General features: G+C 69.0%; 20 protein-coding genes and 1 pseudogene. 18 read left to right on the top strand and 3 right to left on the bottom strand.

Going from position 1 to position 23,178, the window contains the following annotated elements:
* Positions 1 to 222: 222 nt before the first annotated feature.
* From RR3_RS22700 to RR3_RS22645, 12 genes are all read left to right on the top strand, one after another.
* Positions 223 to 975, top strand: coding sequence for an SDR family NAD(P)-dependent oxidoreductase (locus tag RR3_RS22700; RefSeq protein WP_040270267.1), 753 nt, complete (start codon positions 223 to 225; stop codon positions 973 to 975).
* Between the two features lie 146 nt (positions 976 to 1,121).
* Positions 1,122 to 2,162 (top strand): LLM class flavin-dependent oxidoreductase, encoded by a 1,041-nt coding sequence (locus RR3_RS22695; protein ID WP_064065753.1) that lies wholly within the window; start codon positions 1,122 to 1,124, stop codon positions 2,160 to 2,162.
* Positions 2,159 to 3,784, top strand: coding sequence for a long-chain-fatty-acid--CoA ligase (locus RR3_RS22690; protein WP_064065752.1), 1,626 nt, complete (start codon positions 2,159 to 2,161; stop codon positions 3,782 to 3,784). The genes RR3_RS22695 and RR3_RS22690 overlap by 4 nt, the downstream gene beginning before the upstream one ends.
* Before the next feature lie 80 nt (positions 3,785 to 3,864).
* Positions 3,865 to 5,829 carry an LLM class flavin-dependent oxidoreductase gene (locus RR3_RS22685; protein ID WP_072786563.1) on the top strand — a complete coding sequence of 655 codons (1,965 nt, stop codon included), beginning with the start codon at positions 3,865 to 3,867 and terminating at the stop codon, positions 5,827 to 5,829.
* A complete protein-coding gene (locus tag RR3_RS22680) occupies positions 5,826 to 6,551 on the top strand; it encodes an SDR family NAD(P)-dependent oxidoreductase (protein WP_064065751.1) in 726 nt (241 codons plus the stop codon). Before RR3_RS22685 ends, RR3_RS22680 begins: the two co-directional genes overlap by 4 nt.
* A 144-nt stretch (positions 6,552 to 6,695) precedes the next feature.
* The gene (locus RR3_RS22675; protein ID WP_017679954.1) at positions 6,696 to 7,121 is read left to right on the top strand and encodes a nuclear transport factor 2 family protein; all 426 of its coding nucleotides are present in this window, start codon (positions 6,696 to 6,698) and stop codon (positions 7,119 to 7,121) included.
* A 47-nt stretch (positions 7,122 to 7,168) separates the two neighbouring features.
* Positions 7,169 to 8,266: an LLM class flavin-dependent oxidoreductase gene (locus RR3_RS22670; protein WP_017679953.1), complete on the top strand. Its 1,098-nt coding sequence runs from the start codon at positions 7,169 to 7,171 to the stop codon at positions 8,264 to 8,266.
* A gap of 63 nt (positions 8,267 to 8,329) precedes the next feature.
* Positions 8,330 to 8,824 carry a flavin reductase family protein gene (locus tag RR3_RS22665; protein WP_017679952.1) on the top strand — a complete coding sequence of 165 codons (495 nt, stop codon included), beginning with the start codon at positions 8,330 to 8,332 and terminating at the stop codon, positions 8,822 to 8,824.
* Positions 8,825 to 8,829: 5 nt separating this feature from the next.
* The gene (locus RR3_RS22660; RefSeq protein WP_064065750.1) at positions 8,830 to 10,077 is read left to right on the top strand and encodes a bifunctional 3,4-dihydroxy-2-butanone-4-phosphate synthase/GTP cyclohydrolase II; all 1,248 of its coding nucleotides are present in this window, start codon (positions 8,830 to 8,832) and stop codon (positions 10,075 to 10,077) included.
* Positions 10,078 to 10,157: 80 nt separating this feature from the next.
* The gene (locus tag RR3_RS22655; RefSeq protein ID WP_064065749.1) at positions 10,158 to 12,059 is read left to right on the top strand and encodes a helix-turn-helix domain-containing protein; all 1,902 of its coding nucleotides are present in this window, start codon (positions 10,158 to 10,160) and stop codon (positions 12,057 to 12,059) included.
* A 96-nt stretch (positions 12,060 to 12,155) separates the two neighbouring features.
* Positions 12,156 to 13,208 (top strand): phosphotransferase family protein, encoded by a 1,053-nt coding sequence (locus RR3_RS22650; RefSeq protein WP_064065748.1) that lies wholly within the window; start codon positions 12,156 to 12,158, stop codon positions 13,206 to 13,208.
* Between the two features lie 26 nt (positions 13,209 to 13,234).
* Positions 13,235 to 14,530, top strand: a complete 1,296-nt coding sequence (locus tag RR3_RS22645) for an acyl-CoA dehydrogenase family protein (RefSeq protein WP_064065747.1) — start codon at positions 13,235 to 13,237, stop codon at positions 14,528 to 14,530.
* Positions 14,531 to 14,616: 86 nt separating this feature from the next.
* On the opposite strand, the gene RR3_RS22640 is transcribed toward RR3_RS22645, so the two are convergent.
* Complete coding sequence (locus tag RR3_RS22640) at positions 14,617 to 15,543, bottom strand: oxygenase MpaB family protein (RefSeq protein ID WP_064065746.1); 927 nt, start codon at positions 15,541 to 15,543, stop codon at positions 14,617 to 14,619.
* A 174-nt stretch (positions 15,544 to 15,717) separates the two neighbouring features.
* Between RR3_RS22640 and RR3_RS22635 the strand changes: the two are divergent.
* Both RR3_RS22635 and RR3_RS22630 read left to right on the top strand, forming a co-directional pair.
* Positions 15,718 to 16,961: pseudogene (locus tag RR3_RS22635) on the top strand (integrase catalytic domain-containing protein).
* Between the two features lie 260 nt (positions 16,962 to 17,221).
* Complete coding sequence (locus RR3_RS22630; RefSeq protein WP_064065745.1) at positions 17,222 to 18,136, top strand: LLM class flavin-dependent oxidoreductase; 915 nt, start codon at positions 17,222 to 17,224, stop codon at positions 18,134 to 18,136.
* A gap of 186 nt (positions 18,137 to 18,322) precedes the next feature.
* On the opposite strand, the gene RR3_RS22625 is transcribed toward RR3_RS22630, so the two are convergent.
* Positions 18,323 to 18,874 (bottom strand): TetR/AcrR family transcriptional regulator, encoded by a 552-nt coding sequence (locus tag RR3_RS22625; protein ID WP_010593345.1) that lies wholly within the window; start codon positions 18,872 to 18,874, stop codon positions 18,323 to 18,325.
* A gap of 165 nt (positions 18,875 to 19,039) precedes the next feature.
* Here RR3_RS22625 and RR3_RS22620 point away from each other — a divergent pair, with 165 nt between their 5' ends.
* Positions 19,040 to 19,573 carry a thioesterase family protein gene (locus tag RR3_RS22620; protein ID WP_010593346.1) on the top strand — a complete coding sequence of 178 codons (534 nt, stop codon included), beginning with the start codon at positions 19,040 to 19,042 and terminating at the stop codon, positions 19,571 to 19,573.
* On the opposite strand, the gene RR3_RS24740 is transcribed toward RR3_RS22620, so the two are convergent.
* Positions 19,542 to 19,715 carry an AMP-binding protein gene (locus RR3_RS24740; protein ID WP_159105356.1) on the bottom strand — a complete coding sequence of 58 codons (174 nt, stop codon included), beginning with the start codon at positions 19,713 to 19,715 and terminating at the stop codon, positions 19,542 to 19,544. The genes RR3_RS22620 and RR3_RS24740 overlap by 32 nt on opposite strands.
* A 409-nt stretch (positions 19,716 to 20,124) precedes the next feature.
* On the opposite strand from RR3_RS24740, the gene RR3_RS22610 reads away from it, so the two are divergent.
* From RR3_RS22610 to RR3_RS22600, 3 genes are all read left to right on the top strand, one after another.
* Positions 20,125 to 20,928, top strand: a complete 804-nt coding sequence (locus RR3_RS22610) for an enoyl-CoA hydratase-related protein (protein ID WP_010593347.1) — start codon at positions 20,125 to 20,127, stop codon at positions 20,926 to 20,928.
* A 106-nt stretch (positions 20,929 to 21,034) separates the two neighbouring features.
* Positions 21,035 to 22,171, top strand: coding sequence for an acyl-CoA dehydrogenase family protein (locus RR3_RS22605; RefSeq protein WP_010593348.1), 1,137 nt, complete (start codon positions 21,035 to 21,037; stop codon positions 22,169 to 22,171).
* 32 nt (positions 22,172 to 22,203) lie between these two features.
* Positions 22,204 to 23,100: an SDR family oxidoreductase gene (locus RR3_RS22600; RefSeq protein WP_010593349.1), complete on the top strand. Its 897-nt coding sequence runs from the start codon at positions 22,204 to 22,206 to the stop codon at positions 23,098 to 23,100.
* Positions 23,101 to 23,178 lie beyond the last annotated feature (78 nt).

Raw genomic sequence — 23,178 nt, 5'->3', positions numbered from 1 at the left:
CGTGACGACACGCCGGGCAGTGGCACGAGAAGTGCTCAGTCGCCGTGCGGTTCGGTGGCGTGCGCGCTCGCAGCCCCCGAACCCGTCCGTTGTGCATGCCTCCAAACACCTTCCCGCAACGGTGTGTCGCCGGGGACATCCGATCCCTACTGTCGGCGGCACCGACGTGTCCTGCATCACACCGAGGACGTCGGGCCTCCATCGAACAGAAGGAAGTCGACGATGACACTGAACGGGAAGATCGCGATCGTCACCGGCGCCGCGCAGGGAATCGGCGCAGCGACCGCCCAGCGGCTGGCCGCCGAAGGCGCGACGGTGATCGCGGCGGACATCCAGGACGCCGGGGCGACCGTGGACGCCGTCCTCACCGCCGGCGGCAAGGCCGAGGCGCACGCCCTCGACGTGCGCGTCCGGAGCAGCTGGGCCGACACGGTCCGCGAGGTGATCGAGCGGCACGGCCGCGTCGACCTGCTCGCCAACGTGGCCGGTGTCGTCAACATGATCAGCGAGGACAGCGTCGTCGGGCTCACCGAGGAGGCGTGGGATCACGTCATCGGCACCGACCTGAAGGGTGTGTGGCTCGGGATGCAGGCGGTGATCCCGAACATGATCGAGCGTGGCGGCGGCCGGATCGTCAACATCGCGTCGATGGCGGCGCTGCGCGGCCTGCCGAACCTCGCCTCGTACTCGGCGGCGAAGGGCGGCGTCGTCTCCCTCACCAAGCAGGCAGCGTTCGAGTACGGCGACAAGAACGTCCTCATCAACGCGATCTGCCCCGGCACGATCGACACCCCGATCCTGGCGGACATCACCGACGAGATGCGCGCCGCGAACGCCAACGCCCACATCGTCCGGCGTCTGGGCCGGCCGGAGGAGATCGCGTCGATGGTCGCCTACCTGATGCGGGAGGGCAGCTTCCTGACCGGCGAGATCTACCCGGTCGACGGCGGGTGGGCCGCCAAGGGCAACTTCTGACGGACCGCCGCGCGAGCGTGGGTGGATCCGGCAGCACGGTTGGATTCACCCACAATCGCCCTCCCATCCCCCTCTTCACCGTCGGGCCTCATGCCACCAGGGTGTGATCTGCGACATAGCCCGATCCGACTCGAAGGACGCGCACCGTGAACGACGAGCACTGCACTTTCGGCCTGTGGTACGACTTCCGCAACCCCACGCGATGGCCGCGCAGCTTCACCGACTTCTACCGGCAGAGCCTCGAACAGATCGCCTGGGCCGAACGCTGTGGGATCGGCTCGGTGTGGTTGACCGAGCATCACTTCATGGAGGACGGCTACACCCCGTCGCCGTTCGTGCTCGCCGCCGCGATCGGATCGCACACCGAGCAGCTGCGCATCGGCACCAATCTGATCGTCGCCCCGCTGCACAACCCGATCCGGCTCGCCGAGGACGCGGCCACCGTGTCGCTCCTGACGGCGGGCCGCTTCGATCTGGGAGTCGGGCAGGGGTACTGGCAGCCGGAGTTCGAAGCGTTCGGCCGCTCGCTGCGGCACCGGCCGAGCCTGCTCGAGGAGGGCATCGCGCTGATCCGGCAGGCGTGGGACGGCGACTGCGTCGAGTTCCGGGGCAGCCGCTTCGACTTCCCGGCACTGCCGGTGACGCCGCAGCCGGAACGCACCCCGCAGGTGCTCGTCGGCGCGATGGCCGACCCGGCCATCGACCGGGCGGCACGCATCGCCGACGGGTTCCTCAGCACCCAGAACGCGCACCACGAGACGTACCTCGACGCACTCGAGCGGCACGGGCGCCCCCGCGACGCCGGCCGCATCTACGCCGGGCAGTGGGCGGTGATCGCCGACGATCCGGAACGTGAATGGGCCCGGATCGGGGAGCACGCGCTGTACCAGATCAACGGCTACATCCGGATGGGGGCGTTCGGGCCGCCGGAGTCCACCCCGTTGTTCGACTCGCCGCAGGCACTCGTCGACGCGGGGGCGTTCCAGCTGTGGGACGCGGCGACCGCGGTGCGGGAACTCACCACCCTGCTCGTGGCCCGGCCGCAGGTCAAGGACGTGCACTTCTGGGCGCAGCTGCCCGGCGAATCCGTCGACAGCGGTTCGGCCCGGATCGAGCTGCTCACCTCGAAGGTGATGCCCGAGGTCCGGTCGGCGGTGGCCGCCGCCCGGCAGGAGGTGCCTGCATGACCCCGTCTCCGGGCAGCCCGCTGGTGATCACCGACTTCCTGTATCGCGCGCGGGAATTGTTCTCGGCCAAGACGATCACGCAGTACCAGGACGGCGGGGCGATCTCGCGGTACACGTACCGCGACTACACCGACCGGGTGTTCCGGTTGGCGGCGGCCCTGATCGAACTCGGGGTGCGGCCCGGCGACCGGGTGGCGACACTGGCCTGGAACCATCGCCGGCACCTCGAGCTGTACCTGGCGGTGCCCCTGGCGGGTGCGGTGTTGCACACCGTCAACCTGCGGCTCGAGGCCGACGAGATCGCCTACATCGTCGACCACGCCGACGACCGGATGATCTTCGTCGACACCGCGCTGCTGCCGCTGCTCGACACCGCCCGCGCCCGGCGGCCCGGCATGCTCGTCGTCACCACCGACGGCGACGGGATCGACCTGCCCGCCCAGGACGCACTCACCGACGCCGCCGCACCCTTGACCGAGCCGGTTCCCCGCGACGAGAACGACCTCGCGGCACTGTGCTACACGTCCGGCACCACCGGTTTCCCCAAGGGGGTGGGGTATTCGCACCGCGGCCTGTACCTGCACACGTTCACCGCGTGCCTGGCCGACGGGCACGCGATCTGCGAGCGCGACACCGTCTGCCACGTCGTGCCGATGTTCCATGCCAATGCATGGGGAATTCCGTTCGCGGCGTTGATGACCGGCGCGAACCAGGTGCTGCCGGGACCGCACCCCGCGGTGCCGGACATCGCCCGGATCCTCGAGGCCGAACGCGTCACCTACGTCGGGATGGTGCCGACGGTCGCCGTCGAGCTGGTGCGCCACGCCCTGGCGACGGGAACGGACCTGACGAGTCTGCGCGCACTGGTGCTCGGCGGCTCGACCCCGACCCCGGAACTGATCCGCAGCATCGAGGAGGACCTCGGGGTGCCGGCCTATCAGGGCTGGGGCATGACGGAGATGTCGCCGATGGGCACGTTCGCCCGGCCTCCCCGCGCCGCCGACGACGATCCGGGCAGGCGCTACGAGTACATCCGCCGGCAGGGGCGGTTGCTGCCCGGGTTGCGGTGGAAGCTCGTCGACGACGACGGCGCTGTAGTTCCCCACAACGGTGTCGATCGGGGTGAGCTGCTCATGCGGGGCCCGTGGGTGGCCGAACGATACTTCCGCGACGAGCACCCGGAGGCGTTCGTCGACGGCTGGTTGCGCACCGGCGACATCGCCACCATCGACGAGGAGGGTTACCTCACCATCGTCGACCGGGCGAAGGACCTGATCAAGAGCGGCGGCGAGTGGATCAGCTCGGTCGCGCTCGAACAGGCATTGGTGCAGGTCCCGCACGTCGCCGACGCCGCGGTCGTGGCCGTGCCGCACGAGAAGTGGCAGGAGCGGCCCCTGGCGTTCGTCGTCGCCGAGGAAGGGCAGGTTCTCGACCCGGAGGCGGTGCGTACCGCGCTCGCCGACCTCGCACCCCGCTGGTGGGTGCCCGAGCAGGTGGTGGTCGTCGAGTCGTTGCCGCGCACCAGTGTCGGCAAGGTCGACAAGAAACGCCTGCGCAGCACCGTCGACGCCCGGGTGTTTGTGGACTCCCACAACGGCGGCGGAGCCAGATTCCCCGCCTGAACCGGGCACCGCTCTAGCGTCGGGTCCACCGGTGCGGCGCGGGCGGCCCCGCCGGAGGCGTCGTCGCAAGGAGGCACACCGTGAAGTTCGGCATCTTCTACGTCCTCGAGTGCCCGGACCGGGACTTCTCCCGGGCCTACCGCGAGATGCTCGAACAGATCGCCTACGCCGAGCAGCTCGGCTTCGACGAGGTGTGGCTGGCCGAGCATCACGGCAGCGACTACGGGTCGATGCCGTCGCCGCAGGTGGCGGCGGCGGCGATCGCCGCCCGCACCGAACGGATGCGGATCGGCATCGCGGTGAGCAACCTGACGTTCGACTGGCCGGTGCGCATCGCGGAGGACTACGCGATGGTCGACGTCATCTCCGGTGGCCGCCTCGATTTCGGGGTGGGGCGCGGCTACCAGCCGGACGAGTTCCACAACATGGGCGTCGCCGATCTACAGGGCGAGAGTCGCGAGGTGTTCGTCGAGGCGCTCGAGATCGTGCGGGGCCTGTGGAGCAAGAAGCCCGGCGAGCCGTTCTCCTACCACGGCAAGCACTTCGACCTCGACAACGTCGACTGCCGCCCGACCCCGGTGCAGCGGCCGACCCCGCCGATCTACATTGCCTCGATCAGCCCGGAGACCCTGGATCTGGCGGCCGACCAGGGCTACAACATGCTGGTCACGCCGACGTTGATGACGATGCCGGAGCTTAACGCGTTCGTCGTCGACGCCAAACGACGGCTGCGCGACCTCGGCCGGGACGTGCTGAGCCTGGATTTCCCGATGAACTGGCAGATCCACCTCGCCGACACCGAGGACGTCGCGGTCGAGAACGCGCGGGACGCCCTGACCTGGTATTTCGATGCGGCGCTCGCGGCGGTGCCGCAGGGCCCGGACGTGCCGGCGACCTACGAACGCTACGCCGAGCTGGTCGCCGCGGCCGACGAGGCCGGCGGCATGACCGTCGAGGGGCTGCGCGACGGCGGCGTCGTGTACGTCGGTGATCCCGACGGCCTGACCCGGCAGCTCGAGTCGCTGCACGACGAGACCGGCCTGCAGCACCTGATCTGCTGGATGCGGTTCGGCGGCCTGGCCCACGAGAAGGTGATGCGGTCGCTCGAGCTGTTCGCCGAACACGTCATGCCCCGGTTCCGGGATCGCCCGGCCGTGGTGCCGAGGGCCCTGCGGCCCGACCCGGCCACCCCTCTGCTTTCCCATCCGCTCGATCCCACTTCCCCACTCGCACAGGAGGACATCATGGGTTATCTGCCCGTCGAGAACGACCGCCGGATCTACTTCGAACACCACCGCGGGGAGGGTCGGCCGATCGTGCTGATCCACGGCTGGGGTGCCACGGCCCGCGCCTGGGACACGACACTGCCGGCGCTGCGCGCCAACGGCAACGAGGTCGTGACGCTCGACCTGCGGTGCTGCGGCCGATCCGACAAGGACTTCGACGACGTGTCGATCGCCGCGCTGGCCGCCGACGTGGTGGCGCTGGTCGAGCACCTGGACCTGGACCGGCCGGTGATCAACGGCTGGTCGCTCGGCGGGGCGGTGGCGACCGCGGCCGCCGCGCAGCTCGGGGAGCGGGCGTCGGCCTTGGTGCTCACCGGTGGGGCGTCGCCGCGGTACACCGCCACCGACGACTGGCCGCACGGGGGGACGGTCGCCGACGTCGAGGGTGTGCTCGCCGGCGCCGCCGCGAACCGGGCCGAGACGTTCCGCGGGGTCGCCGCGGCGGTGTGCGCCCAGGATCCCGGCGAGGCCGTGCTCGAGTCGATCTGGGACATGTTCATGTCGATGGGTCCGCGGGGCGACGACTCGCTGCGCGATCTGGCGACGATCGATCTGCGCAAGGAGATCGCGGCGCTGGAGGTGCCGATCCTGCTGCTCCACGGGCGGCTCGATGCGTTCGTGCCGTTCTCCGGCGCCGAGGCGGTGCCGGCGCTCAACGACCGCGCCGAGGTCGTGGAGTTCCCGTCGAGCGGGCATGCCCCGTTCCTCGAGGAGCGGGACCGCTACCTCGCCGCGTTGACAGGATTCCTGAACCGATGAGCGGCGTCAGGACGTGGCTGGTCACCGGCGGTTCCCGGGGCATCGGGCGGGCCGTGGCGGAGGCCGCGGCCGTCCGCGGCGACAACGTGGCGGTGTTCGCCCGCAAGCCGGCGACGGCGCCGTGGACGCACCCCGAGCGGGTGGTGGAGATCAACACCGACATCAGCGATGCGGCGTCGGTCGGGCTCGGGGTGGACGCGGTGTTCGACCGGTTCGGGGCGCTCGACGTCGTGGTCAACGCCGCGGGTGTGCACCGCGGCGGCCAGATCGACGATCTGCCCCGCGCCCACTGGGACGAGGTGCTGGCCACCAACCTCACCGGCGCGTTCGAGGTGGCCCGGACCGTCGTCCCCCGGCTGTCCGCAGGGGCGGCGATCGTCAATGTCGGTGCGGTGGTGGGTTTCCGAGGGTTCCCCGGCGACGTCGCCTACGGTGCGGCGAAGGCCGGGCTGAGTGGGCTGACCCAGGTGCTCGCCGTCGAGCTCGCACCGCGGGACATCCGCGTCAATCTCGTCATCCCCGGTTTCGTGGACACCGACATGACCTCGGCGTTGACGGGCCGGGCCCGGGAGCGGGTCGTCGCGGCGATCCCGATGGGCCGAACGGGCCGCCCCGAGGAGATTGCGCAGGTCGTCGTGGGTGTCGCGGACGCGCCGTACATGACCGGCTCGGTGGTGGCCACCGACGGTGGGCTGATGTCCTCGTTCAGCTCGCGGTCGTGACCGTCCGGTCGTTGTAGCGGCCTACAACGACCGGAAAACCGGCGTGACCCACACCACAGTCTTCCGGATACCGTCGGAGGCAGCAGTTGGGAAGTTCTTCCCCCGCTCCCTGATTCGTCCAAGTCCTCACTCGAAGGAGCTCAGATGGACAACGTCGCGACCGCCGGAAGCCTCGAAGCGGCCAACAAGAAGCTCGTCGCCGAGTTCATGGAGGTGTTCACCTCCGGCGACGTCGAGGCGATCCTCGGCTACCTCGCCCCCACCGCCACGTGGTGGGTGGCCGGCACCATCGACGGAATCTCCGGGACCAAGACCAAGGAGGAGTTCCGCGAGATGCTCTCGGGCCTGTCCGCGACCACCAGGACCGGGGCGATCGCCCTGACCCCGCGGGCATGGACTGCCGAGGGCGACCGGGTCGCCGTCGAAACCGAGTCGTACTCGGAGATGGCCAACGGCCGCGTCTACAACAACCTCTACCACTTCGTCTTCGAGATCCGGGACGGCCTGATCCAGTCGGTCAAGGAGTACCTCGACACCGAACACACCCGGGCCGTGTTCCTCGCACCCTGATCCGCTTCCCGTCTCCCTCCATCCCCCTCACACAAGGAGTTACGTCCATGGACGTCGGCATGCTGCTCGTGTTCCAGAACTACCACGAAAACGTCAGCGACCAGGAAGTGTTCGTCCGCGAGCTCGAGATGGGCGTCGCCGCGGAGAAGTACGGCTTCGATGCCGTCTGGTCCGCCGAACACCACTTCGACGACTACTCGATGTGCCCGGACAACATGCAGATCATGTCGTACCTCGCGGCCCGCACGTCGACCGTCAAGCTGGGCACCGGCGCGGTGATCCTGCCGTGGAACAATCCCGTCCGCGTCGTCGAGAAGATGACGATGCTCGACATGATGTCCGAGGGTCGCGCCCTGTTCGGCATGGGCCGCGGGCTGGCCAAGATGGAGTACGACGCGTTCGGCATCCCGATGGACGAAGCGCGTGGACGGTTCATCGAAGCCGCCAACCTCGCGATCGAGGGGCTGCGCACCGGTGTGGTGGACCAGCCCGACGGCGAGTTCTACCCGCAGCAGCGCGTCGAGATCCGTCCGGCCCCGAACCCGGCCTACGAGTGGGGACGCGACCGCCTGTTCGGCGCCGCGATGTCGCCCGACTCGGTTCCGGTCATCGCCGATCTCGGCGTCCGCATGATGACGTTCATGCAGTTCGAGTTCGGTAAGCACGCCGAGGCGATCAATCGGTGGCGCGACCTGTACCGCGAGCGCTGGAACACCGAGCCGCTGCCGCCGGTTATCCAGGACTTCGTGATCTGCCACGAGGACGCGGAGGAGGCCCGTCGCCTCGCCTACGAGCACGTCGCGCGGTATTTCCTGTCGGTGATCAAGCACTACGACTTCGCCGGCGAGCACTGGCGCGAGACGAAGGGCTACGAGACCTACCAGGTCGGCGCCGACATGATCCGCGAGGCCGGAATGGAAGCCGCGGCCGACGCGTACGTCGAGGCCAACGTGTACGGCACGCCCGAGCAGATCGTCGAGAAGTACGCCGCCCGGCACGAGATGATCGGCGACTTCTTCGCCAATGCGGCGTTCGCGTTCGGCGGCCTGCCGATCGAGCAGGCGGAGAAGGCCCTGAAGCTCTACGGCGAGAAGGTCGTCCCCGAGCTCCACAAGATGAAGGCGCCGGTTCCGGCGAACGCCTGAGCCGTTCGGGGCGGTGCCCGGTCCCGTCGGGCACCGCTCCGGCCGACCCCGTCGGAGGACGAGATGAATCCAATTGCCGCCCAAGAGTTCACCGCCGAGTTCCGGGACGTGATGGCCAGTGTGTGCACCCCGGTGACGGTGGTGACCGCACTCGACGGTGCCCGCCCGCACGGCACCACCGTCAGCGCCTTCGCCTCGCTGTCGCTCGATCCTCCGATGGTCCTGGTGGCCCTCGACCGCGGGTCCGACCTGCTCACGGTCGTGCGGTCCGGAGGACGTTTCGGGGTGAACGTCCTCGGCCACGGCCAGGACGCCCTCGCCCTGACGTTCGCCCGCAAGGGCACCGACAAGTTCGACGGGGTCGACTGGTCGCTGTCGGCCGGGGTGCCGCGGGTCGACGCGGCGCCGGGGTGGTTGGCGTGCCGGGTCGCCGACCTCGTCGACGGCGGCGACCACGTCGTCGTCCTCGGGCACGTCGAAGCCGCCGCCCGCGTCGACCATCCGCCGCTGACGTACCACCGGCGCACCTTCGGCACCCACAGCGCAGAACAGGAGTAGTCGCCATGCCACGGACCAGCCCCGCTCAGGACGTCGAACTCGCGGTCGAGACCCTCGCCGCCGGCGGCATGGTCGTCGTCGTGGACGACGACGACCGGGAGAACGAAGGCGACCTCGTCGCGGCCGCCGCCACGATGACCGCCGAGCAGATGGCGTTCATCGTCCGGCACACCACCGGCATCGTCTGCGCGCCGATGACCGCGCACCGCGCCGACACCCTCGACCTGCCACTGATGGTCGAACGCAACACCGACGCGCACGGCACGGCGTTCACCGTCACCGTCGACCACGTCTCCACCGGGACCGGGGTCAGCGCGCAGGACCGGGCCGCGACCGTGCGGGCACTCGCCGACGACACGACCGAACCTGCGGATCTGCGCCGGCCGGGCCACGTCTTCCCGCTGCGCGCCCGCGAGGGCGGGGTGCTCGCCCGCGCCGGGCACACCGAGGCGACCGTGGATCTGCTGCGTCTCGCCGCGGCCGGGGACGTGGGGGTGATCGGGGAGATCGTCGCCGAGGACGGCTCGATGCGCCGCGGCGCCGATCTCGTCGCGTTCGCCCGGGAGCACGGCCTGCCCCTGCTGCGGATCGCAGACCTGGTGCGATACCGGGCTGCGACGGAGCCGTTCGTCGAGCTCGTCGCCGAGGCGACGATGCCCACCGAGTTCGGGGAGTTCCGGGCCGTGGCGTTCCGGTCGGTGCTCGACGGCACCGAGCATCTCGCACTGGTCATGGGTGACGTCGCCGCCGCCGGGCGCACCTCCGACGGGGTGCTGGTGCGGGTGCACAGCGAGTGCCTGACCGGCGACATCCTCGGTTCGCTGCGATGCGACTGCGGGGCGCAGCTCGAGCGTGCGCTCGCCGAGATCGCCCGGGAAGGGTGCGGGGTGCTCGTGTACCTGCGCGGCCACGAGGGCCGGGGCATCGGGCTGGCCCACAAGATCCGCGCGTACTCGCTGCAGGAGCAGGGCCTCGACACCGTCGATGCGAACCGGGCGCTCGGTCTGCCCGACGACTCGCGCAGCTACGGGGTGGGCGCCCGGATCCTCGCCGACCTGGGCGTGCGGCGGATGCGGCTGATCACCAACAATCCCGGCAAACTCGGTGGGCTGGAGGGCTATTCGATCGAGATCGTCGGGCGGGTGGCGTTGCCGACCGTCGTCACCGCACACAACGTGCGCTACCTGCGGGCCAAGCGGGACCGGATGGGCCACGAGCTCGACGGCGCACTGGCGACTGTGATCGCGACCTGATTTCCCGTAGATTGTGATAATGAACAACATCGACACGTGGCGGCGCCGCACCCTCGGGCGCCGGGAGGTGAGGTAGACGCATGGCGCTGCCGAGCGGGAACGTCGAGCCGACGACGCCTGAGCACGGCTCCGCCCGTGCGACGGTCCCGACCGCCGCCCACGCGCCCACCCTGGTGGCCCACCCCGCGACCCGGCCCCGCGAACGCGACGTCATCACCGCGTTCGCCGAGATCACCGGGGAAGCCATCGGCGACGCCGACCTCGAACAGCTGCTGCGCTCGGTGTGCGTGAAACTGTGCACCGTGCTCGGGGTGTCCCGCAGTTCGCTCTACCTCAGACGCCCCGACGGCCGGTTCCGCGGCGCCGCGGGACACTGCGCCGACGAGGGTGACATCACCGAAGCCGTCAAGCGCCAGGAATCCGGGATCGCCGGCGACCACTTCAGCCGGGAGATCATCGAGACCGCCCGGTCGGTGCTCATCGAGGACGTCCCCAACGACCCGCGCCCCCATCGCCGGACCATGGAGCACTGGCGGGTCCGCGCCATGCTCGGGGTGCCGTTGGTGTTCGACGGAGAGGTCATCGGCCTGCTCTTCGTCGACAACAAGGATCTTCCCCGCCGTTACACCGCCGAGGACATCGAGATCGCCGAGATGTTCGCCCAGCTCAGCGCGTTGTTTCTCACCCAGGCGATGCTCAACTCGCGGCTGCGGGCACAGGCCTCGGAGATCACCCGCAGCCGCAACACGCTCGCCTACCTCGCCGACGTGCACCGCAAGCTCACCAACGCCGTGCTCGAGGGCGCCGACATCCAGCGCGTGGTGCGGCTGCTCAGCGACCTGTCGACCAAGCCCGTCGTCCTCTACGACGAGGACTTCCGGGTACTCGCCTGGGCGGCGCCGGTCACCCTCGGATTGGACCGCGCCCCGGTGATCTCGGAGCAGATCCGGCGCATGCCCTCGGTCGAGGCCGAACTCGCCGGCCTGAGCCCGGACCGGCCGTCGGCCGTGGTGCCGCCCACGTTGTCCGTCGGCCTCGGCCGCCGGCATCTGCTGTGCCGGCTGATGATCGAGGGCAAACCCAACGGCTACCTGGGCATCGTCGAGGTCGGCCGTTCGCTCGAGCAGGTCGACGCGAACATCGCCGAACACGGCGCGACGGTGCTGTCCCTGCAGATCCTCTCCGAACGCCGGCAGATCGAGACCCAGGGCCAGGCCCGCGACGACTACCTGTCGGATCTGCTGCGCAACACCCGCGACAAGGAACACCTGGTGCGGCGCGGCCCGCAGTTCGGTATCGACCTCACGTATCCGCACGTGCTGGTCCGGTTCACCCTCGCGGCGAACCAGCGGATGTCCGCCTCCGCCGCGCAGCGTCTGGTCACCCGCCGCTTCCAGGAGGTGCTCGGGATCGACGAGCCGGCGGCGGTGAAACTGCCCGGCAGCGTGATCGTCCTCGTGCCGCTGCCCGACGGTGGCTGCGCGGAGGAACTGCAGCGGGTGCGCGACGCGGTGTCGCGGATCCGCGCGTCGCTGCAGCCGCAGCTGGCGACCGGCGCCACCGTCATCTCCGGTGTGTGCCGGGAGGTCACCGACTTCTCGCAGGCCGCCCGGGAGATGCGGGAGGTCGCCGAGATCGCGCGGTCGTTCGAATGGTCCGCCGGGGTCCTCGACGTCACCGAGCTCGGACTGTTCCGGCTGGTCGTCAGCTCCGGCCGGGTCAAGGAGGCGGTGCACTTCGCGCACGAGTACCTGCACGCCGTGCAGACGGCCGACGACGGCGTCCTGCTCGACACGTGGCGCGCGTTCGTCACCGCCGAGGGGCGGGTCCAGGGCGCCGCACAGACGCTGGACGTGCACGAGAACACGGTGCGCTACCGGATGGGCAAGATCAAGGAACTGACCCGGCTCGATCCGGCCAGTCTCGACGTCATGCTCTCGGCGCGGCTCGCCTTCCAGATCCTCGACTTCTCCGGGAGCTGACCAGCGCGGACCCTACTCCCACGGCGGTTGTGGAAACCCACAACGAGCGACGAAAGCCGCACTGCCCCCACCGGACCCGGCCGATACCGTCGTGGTATGCCGACCGATATGACAGACAGCGAACTGACGGGGATCGATCTCCCCGCGCTGCGCGACTGGATGGACGCAAGCGGCCTCGGTGCCGGCGACCTCACCGAGGTCTCCCCGATCGGCGGCGGAACGCAGAACATCATGCTCGCGTTCGAGCGGGCGGGAACCCGCTACGTTCTCCGCCGCGGACCGAAACACCTTCGCCCGCACTCGAACCGGATGATGCTGCGGGAGATGACCCTGCTGCGTGCCCTGGCCGGGACCGCGGTGCCGCACCCGAGCTTCATCGCCGGGTGCGAGGATACCGACGTCCTCGGCGCCGTCTTCTATCTGATGCACGCTGTGGACGGCTACAACGCAGCGGAGAGCCTGTCCCCCGCCCACGCCGCCGACCGGGACACCCGCCGTCGCATGGGCCTGGCAATGGTCGACGCGCTCACCGAACTCGGCCGGGTCGACCCTGCCGCGATCGGTCTGACGGGATTCGGACGCCCGGAGGGGTTCCTCGAACGGCAGGTGGGCCGCTGGACCAGCGAACTCGAGTCCTACACGCTGCTGTCCGGATATCCCACGGTGCTGCTGCCCGGCGTCGACCGCCTCGCGTCGTGGCTCGACGACAACCGGCCCCGGCAGTGGACACCCGGCATCCTGCACGGCGACTACCACGTCTCCAACGTCATGTTCGATCGGATCGCCCCCACGGTGAATGCGATCGTCGACTGGGAGATGGCCACCGTCGGCGATCCGCTGCTCGACCTCGGCTGGATGCTCGCGATCTGGCCCGAGACCGACGGCGAGCCCGACCTGCTCGAAAGCCGCCTCGCCGACGCCGGTGGACTGCCCACCCGTGCGGAACTGGTGCGGCGGTACGCCGAGAACACCGACCGCGATCTCGCCGCCCTCGACTGGTACACCGCGCTGGCCGCGTTCAAACTCGGCATCATCCTCGAAGGCACCTACGCCCGCGCCTGTTCCGGGCAGGCCCCCCGCCCGGTCGGCGACCGGCTGCACCGGTACGCCCTCCACCTGTTCGAGCGCACCCTGCGCTTCCTCGACTGACCCGCCGACCCCGGAGGTAGACACACATGGCATGGGATTTCTCCACCGAACCCGAATTCCAGCAGAAGCTGGACTGGATGACCGCCTTCGTGCGCGAGGAGATCCGTCCGCTCGAAACCCTCGAGCTGACCTGGCCGCAACTGCTCACCGCGATTGCGCCGCTGCAGCAGAAGGTCAAGGCGCAGCAGCTGTGGGCCGCGCACCTCGACCCCGAACTCGGCGGACAGGGCTACGGCCAGGTCAAGCTCGGTCTGATGCACGAGATCCTCGGTTCGTCACCCCTCGGTCCGATCGTGTTCGGCTGCCAGGCACCGGATTCCGGCAATGCGGAGATCCTCGCCGCGGTCGGCACCGACGACCAGAAGCGCCGCTGGCTCGACCCGCTGCTCGCCGGTGAGAAGTACTCGGCCTTCGCCCTGACCGAACCGGACAACGCCGGCGCCGACCCGACCAACCTGCAGACCACCGCCGTCCGCGACGGCGACGACTGGGTGCTGAGCGGCGACAAGTGGTTCATCAGCAACGCCTCGACCGCCGACTTCGTCATCGTCGTCGCAGTCACCGATCCCGACGCCGAGCGACACCGCCGCGCCTCACAGTTCATCGTCCCCATCGACACCCCCGGCCTGGACGTGGTGCGCGACATCGCCTCGATGGAGAACCCGTCGCCGCGCGAGAACACCTACGGCTCGCACTGCGAGGTGACCCTGCGCGACGTGCGGGTCGGTGCCGACGCGCTGCTCGGCAATCCCGGCGACGGCTTCCTCATCGCCCAGAAGCGGCTCGGCCCCGGCCGCATTCACCACTGCATGCGGTGGATCGGCCAGGCCAACCGCGCCTTCGACATGATGTGCGAACGCGCCACCTACCGCTTCGCGCACGGCAGCGTCCTCGGCGAGAAGCAGACCGTGCGCAACTGGATCGCCGACTCCGCCGCCGAGATGCAGGCACTGCGGCTGATGACGCTGCAGGCCGCCTGGGTGATCGACACCCAGGGCACCAAGGCGGCCCGCAAGGAGATCGCCATGATCAAGTACTTCGGCGCGAAGATCCTGCACGACATCATCGACCGCGCCGTGCAGACCCACGGCTCCCTCGGCTACAGCTCCGATCTGCCGCTCGACTTCATGTACCGCGCCGCGCGCGCCGCGCGACTCTACGACGGCCCGGACGAGGTGCACCGCGACACCGTCGCCAAGCTGATCCTGCGTGGCTACGAAGCCCCTGCCGACCGGATCCCCACCGAGCACGTGCCCACCCGGCGTCGCGCAGCGCGGGACCGCTACGCCGCGCTGTTCGACGAGGTGCTCGCGTCCGTGTGAACCCGGGGCGCGCCCGGCGACCGAGCGTGCACTTCTCGTGCCACTGCCCGGCGTGTCGTCACGAGAAGTGCACGTTCGTCGAACGCTCAGGAGGTGCCGGCGGGCTCGTGCGCGCCGGTGTAGTGCATCGGGCTGTCGCGCAGGTGCACCGGCGGCAGGTTGCGGTCGGGGGTGTGCACGACGGGTGCGTCCGACGGGACGCGTCCCCGGGCGCGGTCCCAGCCGGCGCGGGCGCGCGGGTGGTAGCGGTAGCGCCGGGGAACGAGCTTCTCCCCCAGCCCGATCGAGCGCCCGATGATGCGGTGCAGGCGCTGTTCCCGGCGCGAGAAGGGGTAGCCCAGGAGTTCGCGCACCGGCGGGTCGTACAGGCCGATCGTCAGCCAGACGAACCCGCGGGTCACGGGCGGCCGCAGCACCGCCCACACGCTCGCAGGCACCCACCGCAGGAACGGCGGCCGGCCCAGGTGCGAGAGGTCGAGCACGTCGCGGGTGGCCTTGTTGTCCTCGAGCACCTCGCGGCACATGCGGTCCCAGTAGGCGAGGAAGTCCTCCCAGCTGCCGGGGACGGGCCGCATCGACATCCCGTAGAGCCGGTACCACTGGACGTGCTCGTCGAACAGCCGGTGCTTGTCGGCGAGCGGGAGCGGACCGTCGAACCACTCGATCGAGACGACGAGGCTGTAGAAGAACGTCGCGTGCGCCCAGTAGAAGGTGTCGGGGTCGAGGGCGTGATAGCGCCGGCCCTGCTTGTCGATGCCCTTGATCGTGTCGTGGTACCCGCGCACCTGGGCGGCGGTCTCCGGGGCGCGCGGACCGTCGAAGACGACGCCGTAGATGGGGTACAGCGAGCGGTACAGGCGTTCCCAGCGCTCGTCGAAGAACTGCGAGTGCTCCTCCACGGCCGCGCCGAGACCGGGATGCATGTTCTGCATCGATCCGGCCCACGGCCCGAACACCATTCCGCGCCAGCCGCCGAAGTACTTCCACGTCAGGTTGTCGGGCCCGAGCGGCACGAGCTCAGTTTGACTACGCACGTTGTCAGTTTGAGGGCGGGGCACGGAGGGTGTCAAGGGCGCGCGTTGACTCATCCAAAATGCGCGCGTAGAGGTAGTCGTTGCCTCAAATGAGAATGCGCGCGTACGGTGCGCCTGCCGTGTCCGGCCTGGGCCGGGCGGTAGGCCCGGACGATGGGGCTGTCGATGAGTCAACGCAAGGCCGTGACCAAGACGATCGCGACGCGGTACGCCCGGGCCGACAAGGCCACCAAGGGTGTCATCCTCGACGAGTTGTGTGCCACGACCGGCTGGCACCGCAATCACGCCCGCAAGGCGTTGATGCAGGCGTTGCGGCCCACCGCGGTCAGGCGACGCACCCCGAGATCACCGAAGTACGGCTCCGACGTGATTGCGGCGCTGCGGTTCTGCTGGGCGGTGCTCGGTGCGCCGGCGGGCAAGCGCCTCGCGGCGGTGCTGCCGGACCTGGTGCCGATCCTGCGTCGGTTCGGCGAGTTGAGCATCGACGACGCCACCGCAGAGTTGTTGGTGTCGATGTCGGCGGCGACCATCGACCGCCGGCTTGCCGAGGACCGGCGCAGGCTCGATCCGAAAGGCAGAGCGCACACCAAGCCGGGGTCGGGTGCTCGAGTCGCAGATCCCGATCCGCACGTGGGCGCAGTGGGGCGACGCCGTGCCCGGGAACGCGCAAGATCGACCTGGTCGGGCACGAGGGCGGCAACGCGGTCGGCGACCATGCCTACACGTTGACGGTCACCGACATCGCCACCGGGTGGACGGAGAACCGGAGCGTGCCGAACAAGGCGCGCAAGTGGGTGCTCGCCGCCCTCGAGGAGATCGCCGGCATCCTGCCGTTCCCGATCCGCGGGGTCGACTCCGACAACGGCAGCGAGTTCATCAACCATCACCTGCTCGCCTGGTGCGCGCAGCGGCAGATCACCTTCACCCGGTCCCGGCCCGGCAACTCCAACGACGGCGCGCACGTCGAGCAGAAGAACTGGGCGATTGTACGGACCGTGGTCGGCTACCACCGCTACGACACATCGGCAGAGTTGTTGGTGCTCAACGGTATTTGGGTTCTTCAATCGAGTCTGTCGAACTTCTTCTGCCCGCAGCAGAAGCTGATATCGAAGGTACGTGACGGGGCGAAGGTGACCAAGAAGTACGACACCGCGACCACTCCGCATCGTCGCGTCGAGCGGCACGATGCCGTCACCGCCGAGGACAAGGCGATCCTCGCCGGCACCTACGTCACGCTCAACCCGGCAGCGATCCAGCGGCAGATTCAGGCCCTGACCGCCGAGCTGCTCACGCTCACCACCGCCAAGGCCGGCCCGGGGCGTACCCCCATCGTCGAGCCCTCCTCCACGCGCGCATCCTTGAATGAGTCAACGAAGCGCACCTCGCGCGCATCTTGACGTGAGGCAATAGGGGGCGCGCGGACTTGCTCGCATCTTCGGAATCGGCCCACGCCAGGCCATGTGCGGATGCCGGAGGGGCGGACAAGTTCGGCCGCAGCGTCGGGAACGGCGATCGGTCGGCACGCAGTGCTTGCTCCTGTCGAACCGCGCTGATGCCGAGCCGGGGATCGACACGTCGATCGACACCCGCGAGGCGCCCTCTTGCCACTCGACGATTTCGGACCTATGGTCAGTCCAATACTTCGGAAGGGGGTCGCGTGACCGTCCAAGTCGGTTTGTCGATCACAGATTCCATACTGGTTCCCGACCCGCTCGCCCGGCGACGACTGCTCGCGTCCGTCGCCGATGCCGGGTTGGACCACATCACGGTCGGGGATCACATCAGTTTCCACGGCGGTACCGGCTTCGACGGGACGGTCTCCGCCACCTCGGTGCTCGCAGCCCACGACACGCTCTCCGTCGTCATCGGCGTCTACCTGCTTGGGTTGCGGCATCCGATGCTCGCAGCTCGACAGATCTCGACCATCGCGCAGCTCGCCCCAGGGCGGTTGATCCTCGGCGCGGGAGTCGGCGGCGAGGACCGATCGGAGATCTCCAACTCCGGAGTGGACCCACGCACCCGGGGTCGCCGCTTGGACGAAACACTCGAGGTTCTCCGGGCATTGTTGTCCGGCGAAGAGGTCACCCACACCGGAGAGTTCTTCACCCTCGACCGTGCCCGGATCCTGCCCGCGCCCCAACCGACCGTGCCGATCGTCATCGGCGGCCGAGGCGACGCCGCGATCCGTCGAACCGCGAAGTACGGCGACGGATGGCTCGCCATCTTTTCGACGCCCCGCCGATTCGGCGAGACACGCACCGCGATTCTCGACGCTGCCGCCCGCGAGAACCGCACGCTGAGCACCTTCGGAGTCAACGTGTGGTGCGGACTCGACGACGACGCCGCCACGGCCGACCGCCTGGTGGGCGAGCAGATGCAGGCCCTCTACCACCTTCCCCGGGACAAGTTCCGGCACCTGGCACCGGCCGGCACGCCCGAACAGGTCGCCGAGTGGCTGCACCCGTTCGTCGACGCAGGAGCGGACAGCATCACGCTCATCCCCGCCGCAACCTCGATGGAGGCATCCGTCGAGCACGCCGCCGCCGTGCGGAAGCTGCTCGTCGAGAGCTGATCGCCGCACCTCGGGATCCGACTCCGCACACACCGCCTCGCAGCGCAGTTCGTCGGTGAAGCCGACCTGGACGACAAAGATACGAGCGCCGTGACAACGTGATCGTTCGGCGGCGGAACCACCTCGCCGACCACCGCGCCGATCGCCGACGAGCATCGGCCCCAGGGAGTCGGGCAGCGACGGTGGTCAGCCACGGAAGGCGTCGAGCCCCTCGTTCGTGAGACGGACGATCAGGTCGGCCAGCCCGGGGGTGCGGCTGACCTTGGTCGGCCAGTAGGCGATCGAGAAGATCGTGCCCAGGCAGGTCTGGGTCGCCACGGCGACCTCCGCCGGTGTCGCCCGGGGGAGACACCGGGCCACCGCGGTTTCCCAACAGCCGACATAGAGCTTGCGCCGGCGATTGACCTTGCGGCGCCAGGGGTCCACGAGTGACCGGTCTTCACGCTGGGTCACATTGACCAGGTGTCGGTGCCGGATCGCGAACTCGACATGATGGCGGACCAGACGCTCGAAGTCGCTGTCGGCGTCCTCGTCCATGGGCTCCGCGGCGCGGATCAGCTCGTCCATCGCCTCGTCGAACAGGGTGGCCAGGATTTCGTCCTTGCCGGAGAAGTGCCGGTAGATCGCCGGCCCGGTGAGTCCCGCACGAGCACCCAGCTCGTCAACGCTCGTTCCGTGGAATCCCTTTTCGTAGAACAGTTCTGCGGCGATGTCAAGAATCTTCCGGCTCCTGTCCACTCGCCGAGTTTAGCACGATGTGTGAACGATCGTTATACTGCGGGAACGCTTCCGGCCGTGCGACGCGGGCCGAGCGACAGGGACGGCGCATGCCGACGGTCGCGCCTCGAAGGCATGGACGCGCCGGCAACCGACCGCCGTCAGGATGCACCCGTCAGGAGACCGATGACCGCCACCGTCACCCTGCCCACCTACGACCAGGTCGTTCGTCTTCCTCGCGAGTACGGCCCGTTCGTCGTCCCGCCGGACTTCGAGGACGCCAACGGTCACATGAACATCCGGCACTACCTGGATCTGGGTGCCGAAGCGATCGACACCGCGTTCCGCAGGATCGGTCTCACCGACGACTACCGGGCCACACGCAGGCAGGGCTTCTTCACCGCGGAGCATCACCTGAAGTACTACGCGGAAGTGCACGTCGGCCACCGAATCTCGGCCTACTTCCGGGTCGTCGAACGCTCCGACAAGATCATCCACGGCATAGCCCTGCTCGTCGACGACACGGCCGAGGCGCTGGCGAACACACTCGAGGTCGTCGCACCCCATGTCGACCTCACCACCCGGCGCGTCGTTCCGTTCGCCCCGGACGTCGCGGAGGCAGTCGATCGGGAACTCGCGGCCACCGAGGAGGTCGGCTGGCCGGCGCCGCTGTGCGGAGTGATGGGGATCAGGTCGCGGCGGAATCGAGCCGGTCGATGACCGGCACCACGACGAGACCGGCCTTGGCGATACCGAACATCGTCACCACAGCCTCGACGGAGTTCGCGTAGTAGAGCAGAACGCGTTCGCCGGCGGCCAGACCCGCCGGTCGAGCAGGTCGCTCACGGCCATCCGATTCCAACGCTGATCCGCGTAGCGGGCGTGCAGTGTCGTGACGTCGAATTCCATGAAGTTCATTCTCCGTGGATGAGGGCATGGCGGAACGCGCCCGGTCGGGAGCACAGCGACGAGCGAACCCTACGGTCGGTCGGTCCCCCGCGACGCACCTCGAACCGGTCGCGAATGTCGATTCCTGCAGGTAACTCCCGCGAGGATTCGACCGGGATCGTCCTCCGCCCCGGTTCAGCCGTGGGCATACTGCGCGGTTCCCCCCCTCGGCCTCGGGCCGCAGCTCGCAACCCACCCCTTGAAAACGATCGTTAACGCGGATACATTTGTCATACGGTCGGACCAAACCCGACGACCCCGTCCCCGCGACCTGTTCTCGCGGCGACGGCGAGCCACCAGAGCAGGAAGGGACCAGCAGGTCGATGACTGATTTCACCGCATTCACGGACGTGACGTACGAGGTCGACAACGGGCTCGCCTGGATCACGATCAACCGGCCGGATCGCTACAACGCCTTCCGCGCCCGCACGGTCGACGAGCTCGTCAAGGCCTTCAAGGCGGCTTGGGGCAGCTCGGAGGTCGGCGCCGTCGCACTCACCGGCGCCGGCGAGAAGGCCTTCTGCTCGGGCGGCGACCAGAAGCAGCGCATGGAGACCGGTGACTACGGCCCGTCCGACAGCGGCCTGTTCGAGGTCGAGGCCCTGCACCGTGTCATCCGGGACACCCCGAAGCCCGTCATCGCCGCCGTCAACGGTGTCGCCGTGGGCGGCGGACACGTGCTGCACCTGCTGTGCGACATGTCCATTGCCGCCGAGCACGCCATCTTCGGACAGAACGGCCCGCGGGTCGGATCCTTCGACGCCGGCCTGGGCACCGGTTACCTGGCCCGCGCCATCGGCGAGAAGCGGGCGCGGGAGATCTGGTTCATGTGCCGCCGCTACAGCGCCCAGCAGGCCCTGGAATGGGGTCTGGTCAACAAGGTCGTGCCCGCCGACCAGCTCCGCGCCGAGGTCCGGGCGTGGGCCGACGAGATCCTGCAGCTCTCCCCCACCTCGCTCAAGGTGCTCAAGCAGTCGCTCAACGCCGACACCGAGCACTTCATCGCCCAGGGCAACATGGCCTACTCCACGCTCAAGCTGTTCGGTGAGTCCGCCGAGGCACTCGAGGGCATCAGCGCGTTCAACGAGAAGCGCAAGCCCGACTTCTCGAAGTTCCGCGGCGCCTGACCGCCCCCAGCTCCCGGGCGGCGGGACACCACCGTCCCGCCGCCCGGTGACCTACCTTCCCGATTCTGTCGTCCTCCCCGGTCCTTCACAGAGAGCAGTTGTCGACATGCGCTTCAGCCGAGAACAACAGGAGTTTGCACTCGCGGTCCGCGAGTTCTGCGACGCCGAGTGCAAAACTCTTCAACAACGCGATGCTCTCACCGCGGACGGCACCGTGGCCAACAGCCAGGTCATCCTCGACAAGTTTGCGGGGCTCGGCTGGCTCGCGGTGTCGTTGCCCGAGGAATTCGGCGGTGGCGGCGCCGGGATGATCGAGGAGTGCATCTTCCTTGAGGAGACCTCTCGCGGCCTCGCCCCCATCACCGGTTACTCGACCGGCCTGACCGCCGCCCAGACGTACCTGCGCTACGGGACCGAGGAGCAGAAGCGCACGATCGTCTCGAATATGGCCGCGGGCAAGCTCGAGGCGATCGCCCTGAGCGAGCCCGGGGCGGGATCCGACCTCGGCGGCGTCCGCATCAAGGCCGAACTCGTCGACGACCATTACGTGATCAACGGCCAGAAGACGTGGATCTCCGCAGCCCACGTCGCCGAGCACGTCCTGCTGCTCGCCCGCACCGACTCCTCCGGTTCCAAGCACGAGGGTCTGACCCTGTTCATGGTGCCCACCGATACTCCGGGCCTCGAGATCCACGGTATTGCCACCATGGAGGCCCGCACCTGCAACGACCTCTACTTCACCGACGTGGCCGTCCCGGTCACCGCAGTGGTCGGCACTCCGAACCAGGCGTGGCGCCACCTCATGCGCGGCCTGAGCGTCGAGCGGCTCATCATCGCCACGATGTCGCTCGGTGCGGCCGAACGCGCGCTCGACGACGTCATCGCGTTCGTCACCGAACGCGAGCAGTTCGGTCGCAAGGTCGGCAGTTTCCAGGCGATCCGTCACCGCATCGCCGACCTCGCCACCGAGATCGCCTTCGCGAAGTCCTTCGTCTACGAGGTCGCCGAACGCATCGACGCCGGTGAGGAGGACAATCTCAACCGTGAGGGCTCGATGGCCAAGCTCAAGTGCACCGAGATCGCGAAGAAGACCACCCTCGAAGCCATGCAGATGATGGGCGGCTACGGCTACACCCGCGAATACGGGATGGAGGAGCAGGTGCGTCGATCCCTCGCACCGACGATCTACGGCGGCACCAACGAGATCCAGCGCGAAATCATCAGCAAGAGCCTGGGACTGTGATTCCCGATTCCCCGACCGATAGGACCCCTGGCATGACCACCTCCCCGTTCACGTCCGAGGCTCTCGCCGGCAAGCGAATCCTCATCACCGGCGGCGGAACCGGCCTCGGTCGCGGCGTCGCCCGCCACCTGGTCGACCACGGCGCCGACGTCCACCTCTGGGGTCGCCGGCCCGCCGTCCTCGAAGAAGCCGCCACCGAGGCGTCCGTCTCGCGACCCGGCTCGGTCCACTGGCAGACCGTCGACGTCCGCAACGCCGACCTGGTGTCGTCGGCGATGGACGAGATCTGGACCCTGCACGGCCCGCTCACCGGCGTGATCAACAACGCCGCCGCCAACTTCATCGCCCCCACCGAATCACTCAGCCCGCGAGCCTTCGAGGCCGTCACCTCCACCGTGATGAACGGGTCGTTCAACACCACCCACGCCGCCGGTCGCCGCTGGATCGAGGGCGGCACCAAAGGCGTGGTCCTGTCCACGCTGACCACCTGGGTGTGGAGCGGCTCGGCGTTCGTCGTCCCCTCCGCGATGGCCAAGGCGGCCGTGCATTCGATGACGATGTCCCTCGCGGTCGAATGGGCGCGTTACGGAATCCGCCTCAACGCTATGGCCCCGGGTCCGATCCCCACCGACTATGCCTGGGAGATGCTCAACCCCACCGACAAGAGCGCGGTCGGCGCCACTCAGGCCGACCAGGTCCCGATGGGGCGGATGGGCACCATCGAGGAACTTGCCAACCTGACGATCTTCCTGCTGTCCGACGCCTGCGACTACCTCACCGGCCAGACCATCGCCATGGACGGCGGCCAGATGCTCGCCGGCCCCGGCACTTTCGCCGGTCTGACCTCCATGACCGACGCGGACTGGGCCGCCGCACGCGAACGCAGTAAGGCCGCAAGCGAGACCGCCAAGGCTCAACGCGGCGTCTGAGCTTCCCACCCCGACGGGCCTGACCGCCGGAGACCACTCTCCGGCGGTCAGGCCCTCGGGCGCGTTCCCGCACTCGGC

Origin of the sequence: Rhodococcus ruber NBRC 15591 (genome assembly GCF_001894945.1) — a bacterium.
Taxonomy (GTDB): Bacteria; Actinomycetota; Actinomycetes; order Mycobacteriales; family Mycobacteriaceae; genus Rhodococcus; species Rhodococcus ruber.
This window is presented reverse-complemented; position numbering and strand designations above follow the sequence as displayed.

Bases quoted from the DNA above. Each gene is read 5' to 3' on its own strand.
- RR3_RS22605 (WP_010593348.1), top strand. From the start codon at position 21,035: ATGCGCTTCAGCCGAGAACAACAGGAGTTTGCACTCGCGGTCCGCGAG.
- RR3_RS22670 (WP_017679953.1), top strand. From the start codon at position 7,169: ATGGACGTCGGCATGCTGCTCGTGTTCCAGAACTACCACGAAAACGTC.
- RR3_RS22700 (WP_040270267.1), top strand. From the start codon at position 223: ATGACACTGAACGGGAAGATCGCGATCGTCACCGGCGCCGCGCAGGGA.
- RR3_RS22660 (WP_064065750.1), top strand. From the start codon at position 8,830: ATGCCACGGACCAGCCCCGCTCAGGACGTCGAACTCGCGGTCGAGACC.
- RR3_RS22600 (WP_010593349.1), top strand. From the start codon at position 22,204: ATGACCACCTCCCCGTTCACGTCCGAGGCTCTCGCCGGCAAGCGAATC.
- RR3_RS22680 (WP_064065751.1), top strand. From the start codon at position 5,826: ATGAGCGGCGTCAGGACGTGGCTGGTCACCGGCGGTTCCCGGGGCATC.
- RR3_RS22645 (WP_064065747.1), top strand. From the start codon at position 13,235: ATGGCATGGGATTTCTCCACCGAACCCGAATTCCAGCAGAAGCTGGAC.
- RR3_RS22610 (WP_010593347.1), top strand. From the start codon at position 20,125: ATGACTGATTTCACCGCATTCACGGACGTGACGTACGAGGTCGACAAC.
- RR3_RS22655 (WP_064065749.1), top strand. From the start codon at position 10,158: ATGGCGCTGCCGAGCGGGAACGTCGAGCCGACGACGCCTGAGCACGGC.
- RR3_RS22650 (WP_064065748.1), top strand. From the start codon at position 12,156: ATGCCGACCGATATGACAGACAGCGAACTGACGGGGATCGATCTCCCC.
- RR3_RS22675 (WP_017679954.1), top strand. From the start codon at position 6,696: ATGGACAACGTCGCGACCGCCGGAAGCCTCGAAGCGGCCAACAAGAAG.
- RR3_RS22620 (WP_010593346.1), top strand. From the start codon at position 19,040: ATGACCGCCACCGTCACCCTGCCCACCTACGACCAGGTCGTTCGTCTT.
- RR3_RS22665 (WP_017679952.1), top strand. From the start codon at position 8,330: ATGAATCCAATTGCCGCCCAAGAGTTCACCGCCGAGTTCCGGGACGTG.
- RR3_RS22690 (WP_064065752.1), top strand. From the start codon at position 2,159: ATGACCCCGTCTCCGGGCAGCCCGCTGGTGATCACCGACTTCCTGTAT.